Origin of the sequence: Stappia sp. BW2 (assembly GCF_008107695.1) — a bacterium.
In the GTDB taxonomy this organism is placed as follows: domain Bacteria; phylum Pseudomonadota; class Alphaproteobacteria; order Rhizobiales; family Stappiaceae; genus Roseibium.
The window spans coordinates 1,167,185-1,181,888 of the sequence record NZ_VIRG01000070.1; the positions used below are offsets into that span (position 1 = coordinate 1,167,185).

The window sequence follows — 14,704 nt, forward strand, 5'->3', positions numbered from 1 at the left end:
GGTCAGCTGGACTTTTTCGCCAGATATTGTTCCAGCCAGTGAATGTCGTACTGACCGTTCGCTATGTCCTGATTTTCCACCAGATCGCGGAAAAGCGGAATAGTCGACTTGATTTCGTCAACCACAAATTCATCCAGGCACCGGCGCAGACGCATCATGCATTCCACACGATTGCGTCCGTGCACGATCAGCTTGCCGATCAGACTGTCGTAGTAAGGCGGGATCTTGTAGCCCTGATAGACTCCGCTGTCGACGCGTACACCCAGACCACCCGGCGGGTGGTAATAGGTGATGGTGCCCGGAGACGGCGTGAAGTTGACCGGATCTTCCGCATTGATGCGGCATTCGATGGCATGGCCCTCGAACTTGATGTCATCCTGGGTCATGTCCAGCGTACCGCCGGCGGCAATGCGGATCTGCTCGTTGACAAGGTCGATACCGGTGATCATTTCCGTGACGGGGTGTTCCACCTGCAGACGGGTGTTCATTTCGATGAAATAGAACTCACCGTTCTCATAGAGGAATTCTACCGTGCCGACGCCGCGATACTTCAGCTTGCGCATGGCTACGGCAACGATTTCGCCGATTTCCTTGCGCTGGTCCGCATTGAGGCTCGGGGAGGGTGCTTCCTCAAGCACTTTCTGGTGGCGGCGCTGCAGCGAGCAATCGCGTTCACCAAGGTGAACCGCGTTACCTTTGCCATCACCCAGAACCTGGATCTCGATATGTCGGGGCTTGCCGAGATATTTTTCCATGTAGAGCGCGTCGTCGCCGAAGGCTGCCTTGGCTTCCGAGCGCGCGGTAGACAGAGCCGTGTCGAGTTCGGCCTCGGAGCGGGCAACCTTCATGCCGCGACCGCCGCCACCGGCTGCGGCCTTGACCAGTACCGGGTAGCCGATTTCACGAGCGATTGCGTGAGCGTCATCTCCTGCCGTCACGGCGCCGTCGGAACCTGGAACAACGGGAATGCCGAGGTCCTTGGCCGTCTGCTTGGCCTGGATCTTGTCGCCCATAATGCGGATGTGTTCGGCCGTCGGGCCGATGAACTCGACCCCGTGGGCTTCGAGAATTTCCGCAAATCGTGCGTTTTCCGACAGAAAGCCGTAGCCCGGGTGGACGGCATCAGCACCCGTGATTTCACATGCCGCAAGAAGCTGCGGGATGTTCAGGTAGCTGTCGCGCGCTGCAGGTGGGCCAATGCAGACGCTTTCGTCTGCAAGGCGAACATGCATGGCATCCGCGTCAGCCGTGGAGTGAACCGCAACAGTGGAGATGCCAAGCTCTTTACAGGCGCGCAGGATGCGCAGGGCAATCTCGCCACGGTTGGCAATGAGAATCTTGGAGAACATGGCCACGACGGCTCCTTATTCGACGATAATGAGCGGTTCGCCGAATTCCACCGGCTGCGCATCGTCCACCAGGATCTGTTTGACGGTGCCCGCCTTGGTGGCAGGAATGTGGTTCATGGTTTTCATGGCTTCGATGATCAGGATCGTCTGACCTTCGGTGACCTTGTCGCCAACCTGAATGAAGTTCGGTGCGCCTGGTTCGGCTGCCAGATAGGCTGTACCGACCATGGGGGAGTTGACGGTTGTGCCGGCGTGAGCCGGTTCGGCTGCCGGTGCGGGCGCGGCCTGGGACGGTGCTGCTGCCGGCGCCGTAGGGGCGGCCATGGGCGCTGCAACGTTCACCGGTGCGCTGATCGAGATCTGACGGGCAACGCGGATACGCGTATCGCCCTGTTCCAGTTCGATTTCCGAGAGATTTGTCTCGTCCAGGAGAACAGCGAGGTCCCGGATCAGGGCCGTGTCAAATTTCTTGTTATCATTACGCATCATGTTTGGCTCTCATACTCGGTCCGCAAGACACGCGACTGGCCGGCTTGCCGGGCGACTGCTCCATACTGGGATGGGGTCAGACCCGGAATTTCCTGCCCTGCGACTCGATCAGGGTCCGTCAGGCCGGGGCCGCAACCACGCTCTTGCTCCGCCGTTTGTTCGGGCGGACAAAGATCTTTGGCTCATCTCTTCGTGGAGACGAGCCACGCTTCTTATAGGGATTCAATTGAAACAGGAAAACCCCCGATTTCTCACTGACATGAGGAATGGGGGTTTCCAACAGGCAAGTGTGAGCCGAAACGCTGTTTCGGCTCACCGGGTCAGCAGGTTGTCTGGCCGCAGTTCTGCAGTGCGTCGAGCTTCTGGCTCAGTTCCTGGTAACCGACTGCGCCCATAACCACGTCGTTGCCCACGACATAGGAGGGGGTGCCCGTCAAGCCGAGACGGTTGGCAAGGGAATAGACCTCTTCGATTGTCTGGCTGGCTTCGTCGGTCTTCATGGATTCCAGAATATCATCTTCGGAAATGCCGACTGAGTTCGCTGCTTCGAGGGCGCTGGCACGATTGGCCTGTCCGCGGCTCAGCAGAAGCTTTTCGTGAAATTCGCTATATTTCTCCGGTGCGATGGAGTTGACCGCAACAGCAACCTGAGCCGCTTCAACGGAGCCCTGGCCAAGAACCGGGAATTCCTTCAGAACCACCTTCAGGTCCGGATGCTCCTCGATCAGCTTGACCATGTCGCCGTGTGCGCGCTTGCAGTAGCCGCAGTTGTAGTCGAAGAACTCAACCAGCGTCACGGTGCCTTCCGGATTGCCAAGCACGACCTGGCGGGACGAATTGAAAAGAACATCTGCGCTGTCGGTCAGGGTCTGCACGCGTGCTGCTTCAGCGGCTTCCTTTTCTCGGCGATCAAGTTCGGTCAGGGCTTCGGCAATCACTTCAGGATGCTCCAGCAGGTATTCCCGCACGATTTTTTCGATCTCGCTGCGGTCCACCTCCTGTGCGGCAACAGGGCCGGCCAGCAGGGCGAGCACAAGCGCACAAGCCGACAGGATGCGCAGCAGCGCCGGCGGGCAAAGCGACCCGGTCTTCAGGAACAGGGGCTTCGGGGAAATCTGGGTCATTCAAGGCTCCTCAGGCAACCGTCTCTTGCGTTCGGACGGCATCCCATACGTGTCACAGGTGTCAGCGGCCGTTCTTCGGCAGATTAGGTGGGTTGTACGCTACAATGTCGTCGGCTTGAAGCCATGCTGGCGTTCCTCTCTTCAAACTTTTTTGAGCGCGGGCCGCGTAGCGTTTCGCCGCCTGGAAATCTCCGCTCACCATCAGGCCCTTCGCGGTCGCCAGATCAGCCTCCGCACGCTCACCCTGGCGGCCATGGGCAATGGCCAGCTGGCTGTAGGCAACGCCTGAGTTCTTGTCCCGCTGGATTGCCTGTTTCAAGATTCGTTCGGCTTCCGGCAGTTTTGATTTGTCGTTGGAGGCAACCAGCGCATATCCGAGCCAGGTCAGGAACTGCGGTTCTGTCGGTTTGAACGACAATGCCTTGCGGAAGGGGGCGATGGCGGCTTTCGGATCGCCACCCTCAAGCAGGGCCTGTCCCTTGAGCTCGTAGTAATAGGGGTTGTTCGGCTGGGTGCGGATCAGGGCATCTATTTCCTTGACCGCGCCTTTGCCCTTGCTCTTCATTGCGGCGATGGCACGGGCGTACTGAGCCGGCGGGCTCTTGTCGCTGCGGGGATAGGCGCGCAGCGTTGCGGACGGGTGGCTGGTGAAGGCAAACAGCTTGGCGCGGACCATATCGTGCCGGTATTGCAGCACGTAGTCTTCCGGTTGATTGAAATATTTCGATTTCTGCGCGTCGGTCACCAGGCTGTTGTAGCGGTCCTGAGCCATCGGGTGGCTCTGCGCATAGGGATCGGCGTATTTGCGCGTGAACATCTGCTGTTCCGACATGCGTTCGAAGGTTTTCAGCAGTCCGCGCGGGCTTTGTTTGGTGGCGCTCAGAAATTTTAGAGCTGCCCGGTCTGCCGCGGCTTCTTCACCGCGCTGATACGACAGGAATGACCGCTGGCCGACGGAGCCCGACCCCATGATCACCGCGCCACCGCCGGTGGCAACCTGGCCGGACCCGGAGGCTGCCCCCGCTGCGGCGGCACCCGCACCGAGGATCATGCCGATGACCGAGATGATCTGGGCGTTGGCGGCAGCGGCCCGCAGACGGACAAGGTGGCGTCCCGCAATATGCCCCGATTCATGGGCAATGACGCCGATCACTTCGCCCGGCGTTTCCGATTCCATTATGACGCCGATGTTGATGAACATGCGGCGGCTGTCGGGGACAAAAGCGTTGAAGCTCTTGTCGTTGACCAGAATGATCTCCGGTTCTGAATTCGAAATACCGGCAACCTTGAAAATGGGGGTCGCATAGTCCTTCAGAAGATGTTCCGTTTCCGCATCCCGTACCAGCGGCAGGCTGCGCCCCTGCGCCGTTGCGGGCAAAGATAAAACGGGCAAGGCGAGGGCGGTAGCGCAGGCAAGAGCGACCGCCTTGCGCGCCATGTTGCGCGGAAAACCGATGTTCAAAATGTCGGAACCAGGCACAGGTGCAAAACTCCAATCCGGACCGGAATGCTTTCCAGGCTCATCTTCAAAGACAGATCTCATCTTGGGACATGAATGTGTGGCGAAGGTATGGAGGTGTGCGTTGCGGGTCAAGGAAACCGGCATGACAAAAAAGTAAGGTTCTCAAGCTTGCATGGCAGAAGAACGTTTCAAAGTCCGCAGAGGCCCCGTTGCGTTGCATCGAATGGAAAAATCCGCGATAGGGTGAAGCCAGTTTCTCAGCCGGATTTTCAGGACACATGCAAAAGTCTCTTCTTCAGCCGTCTCGCCGCAGTGATGTTGCGCCCTTCATCGCCATGGATGTTCTAGCCGAAGCGGCACGCCTGGAAGCAGAGGGGCGCAGGATTGTCCATATGGAAGTCGGGCAACCGTCGGCTCCGGCTCCAAAAGCCGCATTGGAAATGGCAAGGAAGACGCTCGACCACGGTCGTCTCGGCTACACTGAGGCGCTCGGTATCCGCCCCTTGCGTGAGGCATTGGCTGCTCATTATCGCCGGACCTATGGCGTCGAGGTTCCCGTAGAGCGGATCATGGCGACCACCGGCTCTTCGGCAGGATTCAATCTCGCGTTTCTGGCTGCGTTCGATCCAGGTGACCGCATTGTCCTGACAGCGCCCGGATACCCGGCCTATCGCAACATCCTGAAAGCGCTCGGCCTTGTCCCGGTCGAGATCGAGGTAGGCGCGGAAACCCGCTGGAGCCTGACACCGGCCCATCTGGAAGAGGCGCGGAAAGAAGGGCCCGTGAAAGGTGTTCTGGTTGCCAGCCCGGCCAATCCGACCGGCACCATGATGACGCCGGACGCCCTGGAGGATCTGATCCGCTATTGCGACGATGCGGGGATCTGGTTCATCTCGGACGAGATCTATCACGGCCTTGCCTATGACGGCGATGAGAGGACCGCTCTGGAAACGTCGCAGAACGTCATCATCGTCAACAGCTTCTCGAAATACTATTGCATGACCGGTTGGCGCATTGGCTGGCTGGTGTTGCCCGAGCAACTGGTGCGCCCGACGGAACGGATAGCCCAGAGCCTGTATATTTCCCCGCCGGAGCTGTCTCAGATCGCAGCGGAAGCAGCCCTTGGTGCGGTGCAGGAACTGGAAGCGGTCAAGGCAGGGTATGCAGCCAATCGCGCGTTGTTGCTGGATGGCCTGCCGAAGATCGGTCTCGACCGGCTGTTGCCGGTGGACGGAGCCTTTTACATCTACGCGGACATAAGCCGCTTCAGCACAGACAGTCTCGACTTCGCAAAACGGATGCTGCACGAGGCAGGGGTTGCGGCAACGCCGGGAGTTGATTTCGACCCGGTGCATGGCCACGAATTTTTGCGCTTCTCCTTTGCCGGTGCTCATGAAGACATGAAGGACGCATTGGAAAGGCTTTCCGGCTTTCTCGGCTCGGGGCGTTAGGGGTCTCAAGCAGGCAATAAAAAAGGCGGCACATTGGCCGCCTTTTTCTATTTCAAAGCTTGTCGAATGCTCTTCAGAAGAACGAACGGCCGCGCTGCCACCAGCCGCCGCGTTTCGGCTTGTCGTCCTTGGTGTCGTCGCCAGTTGTTTCGCTGGTGACAACCGGCTCGGCCGGTGCCTTGGGGGCAGGGGCTTCTTCTTCGGCGTCGGCTTCGCTGGCAACCGGTTGTTCGGACGTTGGCGTGTCGACCACAATGGTTTCGGCTTCAGCCGTCACCGGGCTTTCTTCTGCTGCCTCGGCCTGAGCCGGAGCGGCAACATTGTCCTGCTGAGCAGCTTTGTCCGCCGGGGTTTCACCGCTCGCGTCCGAGGCTGTCTCACCGTCAGCAGCTTTCAAGTCGTCAGCCTGGGCATCATCCTGCGACGTTGCTTCAGCGACCACTGTGTCGTTGCTGTTTTCGGCGGCAGCGGTGGCATCTGAACCGGGCTGATCGTCCTGGGTCTCACCGGAGGCAGCTGCGTCGCGGTTGTCACCGTCGCCTTCGCCGTCATTTTCGGCGCCACCTTCAGCCTGAAGCTCGTCACCGTTGCGGCGTCCGCGGCGTCCGCCACGGCGACCGCGACGGCGCTTGCGGCGCGGTTCGTCATCGCCGTCTTCTTCACCTGAACGGGCTTCCTGCGGCTGTTCGTCATCGCTATCGGCATCGTCCGCCTCAGCGTTCACCTGCCGCGTTTCGCCATCATCCTGCTGGTTGTCGGAACCGCCTCTCCGGCGCTTGCGACGGCGGCGTTTGCGACGGCCATCATTGTCGTCGTCCTGCTGCGCAAATTCCTCGATCTCGGGCTGTTCTGTTTCTTCGTCGATGATCTCGATCGTGTCCGGCTGGACAATCGCCGGCGCAGGCATCGGCACACGGTCGCGATCAACCGGTGCACCGCGCTCCAGAACATAAAGCTGGCCGTTGACCATGTCGTCCGCATGAACTTCCACATCAATGGCGAAGCGGGTTTCCAGATCGACCAGGTTCGAACGCTTCTGGTTGAGGATGTAAAGTGCGACATGCGTGGTGGTGCGGATGATCAGATTGTGGGACGCGCCTTTCAGCAGGTTGTCTTCAACTGACCGCAGCACGTGCAGGGCGACAGATTCCACCGACCGGATCATGCCGGTTCCCTGGCAATGCGGGCAAGGGGTGGTCGAGCTTTCCAGAACACCGGTGCGGATGCGCTGACGCGACATTTCCAGAAGACCGAAGTGCGATATGCGGCCAACCTGGATGCGGGCGCGGTCGTTCTTCAGGCAATCCTTCAGCTTGCGCTCGACGGACCGGTTGTTCTTCGATTCTTCCATATCGATGAAGTCGATGACAATCAGGCCGGCAAGATCGCGCAGGCGCAGCTGACGTGTCACTTCTTCCGCAGCTTCCAGGTTGGTCTGGAGTGCGGTGTCCTCGATATTGTGTTCGCGGGTCGATTTGCCGGAGTTCACGTCAACCGACACCAGGGCTTCCGTCTGGTTGATGACGATATAGCCGCCGGATTTCAACGTGACCTGCGGAGAGAACATCGCATCGAGCTGCGGTTCCACACCGTTTCGGATGAACAGCGGGGAGGGGTCGCGATAGGGCTGGACGTTCTTTGCATGGCTCGGCATGAGCATGCGCATGAAGTCCTTTGCCTCGCGGTAGCCTTCTTCGCCCGCAACAAGGATCTCGTTGATGTCCTTGTTGTAAAGGTCACGTATCGACCGTTTCACCAGACTGCCTTCCTCGTAAACGAGGCTTGGAGCACTGGATTTCAAGGTCAGTTCGCGGACATTTTCCCAAAGCCGCATCAGGTATTCGAAGTCGCGTTTGATCTCCGCTTTTGTCCGGCTTGCACCGGCCGTGCGCAGGATAACGCCCATGCCTTCCGGCACATCCAGTTCGGAGGCGATCTTCTTCAGACGCTTGCGGTCGGTCGGCTGGGTGATCTTGCGCGAGATGCCGCCGCCACGGGCGGTGTTCGGCATCAAGACGGAATAGCGGCCTGCCAGCGACAGATATGTCGTCAGCGCAGCACCCTTGTTGCCGCGTTCTTCCTTGACCACCTGCACCAGAATGATCTGGCGGCGCTTGATGACTTCCTGGATCTTGTATTGCTTGCGCAGCGGGACAATGCGCTCGGGAACTTCTTCCATCGCATCTTCCGCACCAACGGATTCGACGGCGTCGACATCGTTGTCGGCATCATCGTCATCGTCGTTCTGGTGCCGGCGGCGACGGCCGCGACCACGGCCACGCGAGCGAACCGGAGCTTCTTCCTCTTCCTCATCTTCGTCTGTTTCTTCCGCGGAAGATGAAGCTTCGTCGTCGTCTTCGTCAGAGGAGCTCTCGTCCGCGCTGCGGGCAGACACAGCTTCGCCATCCGCTTCGTCGGTGAAGGTCTCTTCGGTGGCTTTTACAGCTTCTTCGTCACCTTCGGCAGCTTCGTCGGAAGCGTCCGCTTCAACCTTGTCACTGGCGACAGAGTCGGTGGCTTCGTTGCGTGCTGCACGGGAGCGGCGGCGGCGCTTGGGTTTTTCCTCGCCATCCGAATCATCGCGCTGCCTGTCGGCTGCTTCCGCTGCCAGCAAAGCTTCGCGGTCAGCTACCGGGATCTGGTAATAGTCCGGGTGGATTTCACTGAAAGCAAGGAACCCGTGGCGATTGCCGCCATATTCGACGAATGCGGCCTGCAGGGAAGGTTCAACCCGCGTCACCTTTGCAAGATAGATATTCCCGCGAAGCTGCTTGCGATTAGCTGCTTCAAAGTCGAATTCTTCAACCCGATTGCCACGCACGACGACGACCCGGGTCTCTTCCGGGTGGCCCGCGTCGATCAGCATTTTGTTTGCCATTATTAAACTTCTCCACGGCAGCGCTCATGGGCGCATGTGCGAAACGCGCATCGCCCAGTAGGAGGATATCTGCCGTATTTGTTTTGCTAAGATGAGAGAGAGCATCTGCGCCCGGCGCGGTCGTATGATCAACGCAGGCAGCCGCTGAAGCGGTACCTTGCTGTATGTCGATCACCATGTGCATCGCGCGGGTCCTTCAGGCAACGCAGGCCCTCTAGTTAAGTCATTATACCTTGCGCCGGAATGCAGCCTGGCATCGCCAATGGACCTGCATCCGGTTCCGGAATGGGTTCGCTCCCAACGGCCGCCGAAAAACCTCGCCGGGGAAATTGCCGTTTTGTAAGGGCATCACGTCGCGAGGCGGGCGGTCTCAAAGAGGTGCCGATACCAGGTCCACTTTCTTCCAGGGCTTGTCTTGAAGCGGCAGAACGGCCTCTGTTCTGTCGTTAGAAGGCCTGGGAATGCGATAGCGTTGTGGATAGATACCCATGTCCGCTACCCGGGACGGTATCGGTTTCAAACCGAAATCCGTAAGGTACTTTTACGGTCCGACGCTGCGCATTGCAAGCAATGTGAATTGGATATGGCATTTTCCTTGCGTAGCGTATGGCGTATGACAGGGCCGGTGGGGGCTCAATATGCGAAGTTTTCGAACAACGTGACCGAAATAATTGAGTTCAAGGACGGAATGAAACCGCAAGTAAACCATGCCCTGAGCGCAGTTTTGACACTGGTGATGTCTGTTGCCGTGGTTTTGGGCCTCAGTGCCGGCACGCTCGCCGCGCTGACGATGACCGCATCTGCCGAGCCGGAGAAAGCCCAGGTGACCGGAGCGCGCGTGGCGGGTGATGAAACGCGCACGCGATTCGTTCTGGATATGAATCGGCAAGTCTCACCGGTCATTTCCGGCCTGGCCAATCCGGACAGGCTGATTATCGATCTTCCGGAAGTGGAATTTTCGATACCGGCCGATTCCGGCGAAAGCGGACGAGGGCTCGTCGCCGACTGGCGCTTCGGCCTGTTCGCGGTCGGCAGATCCCGTGTGGTGATGGATCTGACGGGGCCGGTCAAGGTCGACAAGACGTTCTTCCTGCCCGCCGTCGATGATCAGCCGGCCCGGCTTGTGGTCGATCTGGTGACTGCGAGCGCTGAGGATTTCAGGACCTTCGTCGAAACTTCCAGGCCGAAACGTGTCGCTACCAAGGACAATTCCAAACCCAAGAGTGATCGGCTGACCGCGCCAAAGAACAAGGACAAGCCGTTGATCGTTCTCGATCCGGGCCATGGCGGGATCGACACCGGGGCGGTAGGCGTTCATGGAACCCTCGAGAAAGCGATCGTCCTCGATTTTTCGAAGCTTCTGAAGGAAAAACTGGACGAAAGCGGTCTCTATAATGTGAAGCTGACCCGGGATGACGACACATTCATCCCCCTGGGGCGCCGGGTTGAGATCGGTCATGAACTCGAAGCCGACCTGTTCATTTCCATTCACGCCGATTCTGTTCGACGCGGCCAGAAATTCGCACGCGGCGCAACTGTCTACACGATTTCCGACAGGGCATCCGACCAACTGGCCGAAGATCTGGCTCAGTCGGAAAACATGTCGGATGTGATTGCCGGTGTGGATCTTGCAGAGGAGCCGACCGAGGTTACCGATATTCTGATCGATCTGGCGCGGCGCGAAACGCGGTCGTTTTCGGTCTACTTCGCCAGATCGCTGGTTGAGGAGCTGAAAAGCGCGGTTCGGCTGATCAATAATCCGCATCGTTCTGCTGGTTTCCGAGTGCTGAAAGCCCATGATGTGCCGTCGGTTCTGATCGAACTCGGCTACCTGTCCAACGAGTATGACGAAAAGCTTCTCATTTCAGACGAGTGGCGTGACCGCATGGCCAACGCCGTAACAGAGGCCGTTGATGGATTCTTCCGGCCCCGGCTGGCCCGGCAGCAAGCTTTGCCGTCCCAGTAAAAATCATTGTATTGCTTTAAAATTGGCAGGTTTGCACTGGCGATTGCCTCAGCATCGCCATATTGGTGCACGAGGAAGACGAACAAGTTTGTGCGACTGTCTGCATCGGTGATGCTGAGCAAAAGTTTCCGTGTTAAAAAGCTGGAAGCGCTAGGAACGGGGAAAGACGAGCCCGCGGTATGAGATTTTTGGTGAAGTTTTTTGGCTACCTGTTCGGAATCGGCGCGATCTTTGCGTTGCTGATTGCCGCTGGAGTCTGGATGTATTTGCAGGACCTGACCAAGGATCTGCCGGATTATACCGCCCTGAAGAACTACGAGCCGCCGGTCATGACCCGCGTGCACGCGGCCGATGGCAGTCTGATGGCCGAATATGCGACCCAGAGGCGCATGTTCCTGCCGATCCAGGCGATTCCGGATCGGGTCAAGGAAGCCTTCATCGCGGCCGAAGACAAGAATTTCTACACCCACATCGGTGTCGACCCGGAAGGCATTGCCCGTGCAGCGGTGCGCTTCATCCAGAATTACGGCTCGGGCCGTCGTCCGGAAGGGGCTTCGACCATCACGCAGCAGGTGGCAAAGAACTTTCTGTTGTCGGATCTCGTGAGCGAGGAGCGCGAACGCCGCTCTGCCGCCTATGAGCGCAAGGTCAAGGAAGCCATTCTGGCGCTGCGTATCGAGCAGGCCTACTCCAAGGACGAAATTCTCGAGCTTTATCTGAACGAGATCTATTTCGGTTTTGGTGCCTATGGTGTTGCTGCCGCGTCGCTGATCTATTTCGACAAGTCCGTTCACGAGCTCTCGCTTGAAGAAATCGCCTATCTGGCAGCTCTGCCGAAGGGGCCAAGCAACTATCATCCCTACAGGAAGACAGAAGCTGCAATCGCGCGGCGCAACTACGTGCTCGACCGAATGATCGCTGATGGGTACGTGAGTGCCCAGGAAGGCGAGGAAGCCAAACAGAAGCCGATTGTCGTCAAACCGCGTGAAACCGGTTCCCGACTGGTCTCCGCCGAGTATTTTACCGAAGAAGTCCGCCGCGAAGTGGCTGACATTTTCGGCGACAAGCGCCTTTATGAAGGTGGGCTTTCGGTTCGCTCCACGCTTGATCCGGAAATGCAGAAACTCGCCCGCAAGGCGCTTATGAATGGTCTGATCGACTTCGATCACAAGCGCGGAGGCTGGAGAGGTCCGGTCGACAAAATCGAGATTGGCGCTGATTGGGGAATTGATCTGGCGAAGGTGGAAGCCTTGGGCGACCTTCCCGAATGGAAGCTCGCAGTGGTTCTGGAAGCTGGCGGCGACGAAGCCAAGATAGGCCTTCAGCCGGAACGTGAAGTCAGTGGCAAGCTCTCCGACGAACGCAAGACCGGCCCCTTGTTCCTGAGCACCATGAAATGGGCCCGCGTCAAGGGCAAGACGCCCAGTGCCGTCTCTGACGTCCTGACGCCTGGCGATGTTGTTTATGTGGAAGAGAGCCCGGTTGCACCGGGAACCTACGAACTGCGTCAGATCCCGAAGGTATCCGGCGCGCTGGTTGCGATGGACCCCTATACAGGCCGTGTGCTTGCCCTGGTGGGCGGATTCAGCTTCGCGCAGAGTGAGTTCAACCGCGCAACGCAGGCCTACCGGCAGCCGGGTTCGTCCTTCAAGCCGTTCCTTTACGCTGCTGCACTAGATAATGGCTACACACCGTCATCGGTGATCATGGATGCGCCTCTGGAAATCAGCCAGGGACCGGGCCTCGGCACGTGGCGGCCGCAGAACTACGGCGGCAAATTCTACGGCCCGTCGACCTTGCGCACGGGGATCGAGCTGTCGCGAAACGTCATGACCGTCCGCCTCGCGCAGGACATGGGCATGCCGCTGGTTGCTGAATATGCGAAGCGCTTCGGCATTTACGACAACATGCTTCCGGTCCTTTCCATGTCGCTTGGTGCGGGGGAAACCACCGTGCTGCGCCTGACGACCGCCTATGCAACGATCGCCAATGGCGGCAAGAAAGTGCGGCCGACCCTGATCGACCGTATTCAGGATCGGTATGGCCGCACCATCTACAAGCACGACAGCCGCATTTGCGACGGCTGCACGCAGGACGTCTGGGAGGGGCAGGACGAGCCGACCCTCATTGATGACCGCGAGCAGGTTCTCGATCCGATGACCGCCTATCAGATCACCTCCATGATGGAAGGTGTGGTTCAGCGCGGCACGGCGACATCCGTGCGGGCGGTCGGGCGTCCGGTCGCCGGCAAGACCGGCACCACCAACGACGAAAAAGACGCCTGGTTCATGGGGTTCACCCCGGATCTGGCCGTTGGCGTCTTCGTTGGCTATGACACCCCGAAACCGATGGGCCGCGGTGCAACCGGCGGTCAGGTGGCAGCGCCTATCTTCATCGACTTCGTGAAGGCTGCGCTGGCCGACAAGCCACCGGTGGAATTCCGGGTGCCCAAGGGCCTCCAGCTGATTCCGATCAACCGCCGCACCGGTCTGAGAACCGCGGCAGGTGCGCCGGGATCTATTCTGGAAGCCTTCAAACCGGGCATGGCTCCGCCGGACAGCTACTCCGTCATCGGGTTCCAGGACACGATGGGGGTTCCGACGGCCGTTTCTCCGGAAGCGCAGCAGGCCGTAACGGTCGGCACAGGTGGACTTTACTGATCCAGCCGGCCGAGAGGCAGCTTGACTGGCCGGGCGGTTGGCGATCCGTTTCGACGGTTTACAGCGCAGTCCGGCTTGAGTAATGTCCCGCTCCAATTCTCGGCCCGGTGCCTCTTTGTGGAGACCGGGCCGCTTCACATCAAAAGCGAGGTATCCGATGCGCGCCGAAATGGAAGCGATCGTTGATGAAATCAAGCAGGCCATAAGCCTGCTGAGGAGGCATCTTTGACTGGGACCAGGCCGTTGTCCGTCTGGAAGAGCTGAACGCCCTTTCTGAAGATCCGAACCTGTGGAATGAGCCCTCGAAGGCGCAGAAGATGATGCGTGAGCGTCAGCAGCTCGATGACAGCATCTCTGGCATCAAGTCTCTGGAGCAGGACCTTTCCGACAACATCGAACTGATCGAACTTGGCGAGATGGAAGACGACAAGTCTGTCGTCGCCGATGCCGAGGAAGCTCTTCGCGGTCTGAAAGGCAAGGTCAACCAGCTTCAGCTCAATTCGCTGCTGTCCGGCGAAGCTGATGCAAACGACACCTACCTGGAAATCAACTCGGGTGCCGGTGGGACCGAGAGCCAGGACTGGGCTTCCATGCTGCTGCGCATGTATCGCCGGTGGGCGGAAAAGCGCGGCTTCAAGGTCGAGGTGCTGGAATATCATGACGGTGAAGAGGCGGGTATCAAATCCGCGACCTTGCTGATCAAGGGTGAGAACGCCTACGGCTGGATGAAGACGGAGTCGGGCGTGCACCGGCTCGTTCGGATTTCGCCCTACGACAGCAACGCGCGCCGTCATACCAGCTTCTCCAGCGCCTGGGTCTATCCGGTGATCGACGATTCCATCGAGATCGACATCAACGAGAGCGACTGCCGCATCGATACTTACCGAGCGTCCGGCGCGGGTGGTCAGCACGTGAACACTACCGATTCCGCCGTGCGTATCACACACCAGCCAACCGGCATCGTGGTGCAGTGCCAGTCCGAGCGCTCGCAGCACAAGAACCGGGCAACCGCCTGGTCGATGCTGAAGGCCCGTCTTTATGAAGCCGAGCTGAAAAAGCGTGAAGAAGAGGCGAGTGCAGAAGCTGCCTCAAAAACCGATATCGGCTGGGGGCATCAGATTCGCTCCTACGTCCTGCAGCCCTATCAGCTGGTCAAGGACCTGCGCACGGGCGTTGAAAGCACGTCTCCGGGGGATGTGCTTGATGGCGATCTGGACGAGTTCATGGAAGCTGCGCTGGCTCAGCGTGTCTTTGGTGGAGACCCGGTCGAAGTTGCGGACATCGATTAAGGACACATCGTCCAACGCACATGAAAACGGGGCCGT

Annotated in this window: 9 protein-coding genes; 4 read left to right on the plus strand and 5 right to left on the minus strand. The window is 59.0% G+C overall.

Annotation, left to right across the window (positions count from 1 at the left end):
* Positions 1-2 precede the first annotated feature (2 nt).
* From accC to FMN63_RS24420, 4 genes are all read right to left on the minus strand, one after another.
* Positions 3-1,349: an acetyl-CoA carboxylase biotin carboxylase subunit gene (gene accC / locus FMN63_RS24405; protein WP_148586700.1), complete on the minus strand. Its 1,347-nt coding sequence runs from the start codon at positions 1,347-1,349 to the stop codon at positions 3-5.
* 15 nt (positions 1,350-1,364) lie between these two features.
* On the minus strand, positions 1,365-1,835 hold the full coding sequence (gene accB / locus FMN63_RS24410) for an acetyl-CoA carboxylase biotin carboxyl carrier protein (protein WP_148587340.1): 471 nt from the start codon (positions 1,833-1,835) through the stop codon (positions 1,365-1,367).
* A 323-nt stretch (positions 1,836-2,158) separates the two neighbouring features.
* Positions 2,159-2,962, minus strand: a complete 804-nt coding sequence (locus FMN63_RS24415) for a DsbA family protein (protein ID WP_148586701.1) — start codon at positions 2,960-2,962, stop codon at positions 2,159-2,161.
* Positions 2,963-3,023: 61 nt separating this feature from the next.
* A complete protein-coding gene (locus FMN63_RS24420; protein ID WP_286192753.1) occupies positions 3,024-4,442 on the minus strand; it encodes a M48 family metalloprotease in 1,419 nt (472 codons plus the stop codon).
* A gap of 260 nt (positions 4,443-4,702) precedes the next feature.
* Here FMN63_RS24420 and FMN63_RS24425 point away from each other — a divergent pair, with 260 nt between their 5' ends.
* Entirely contained in the window at positions 4,703-5,875 is a 1,173-nt protein-coding gene (locus FMN63_RS24425) for a pyridoxal phosphate-dependent aminotransferase (RefSeq protein ID WP_148586703.1), read from the plus strand.
* Between the two features lie 73 nt (positions 5,876-5,948).
* Here FMN63_RS24425 and FMN63_RS24430 read toward each other — a convergent pair whose 3' ends face one another.
* Positions 5,949-8,753, minus strand: coding sequence for an Rne/Rng family ribonuclease (locus tag FMN63_RS24430; RefSeq protein WP_148586704.1), 2,805 nt, complete (start codon positions 8,751-8,753; stop codon positions 5,949-5,951).
* Positions 8,754-9,441: 688 nt separating this feature from the next.
* Between FMN63_RS24430 and FMN63_RS24435 the strand changes: the two genes are divergently transcribed.
* From FMN63_RS24435 to prfB, 3 genes are all read left to right on the plus strand, one after another.
* Entirely contained in the window at positions 9,442-10,719 is a 1,278-nt protein-coding gene (locus FMN63_RS24435) for an N-acetylmuramoyl-L-alanine amidase (protein WP_286192754.1), read from the plus strand.
* Between the two features lie 179 nt (positions 10,720-10,898).
* On the plus strand, positions 10,899-13,379 hold the full coding sequence (locus FMN63_RS24440; protein WP_148586705.1) for a penicillin-binding protein 1A: 2,481 nt from the start codon (positions 10,899-10,901) through the stop codon (positions 13,377-13,379).
* A 157-nt stretch (positions 13,380-13,536) separates the two neighbouring features.
* Positions 13,537-14,668 (plus strand): peptide chain release factor 2 gene (prfB, locus tag FMN63_RS24445; RefSeq protein WP_162855087.1). Its coding sequence is split into 2 segments (ribosomal slippage): positions 13,537-13,605 and positions 13,607-14,668, totalling 1,131 coding nucleotides; the frame shifts between segments, so codons are not numbered across the junction.
* Positions 14,669-14,704 lie beyond the last annotated feature (36 nt).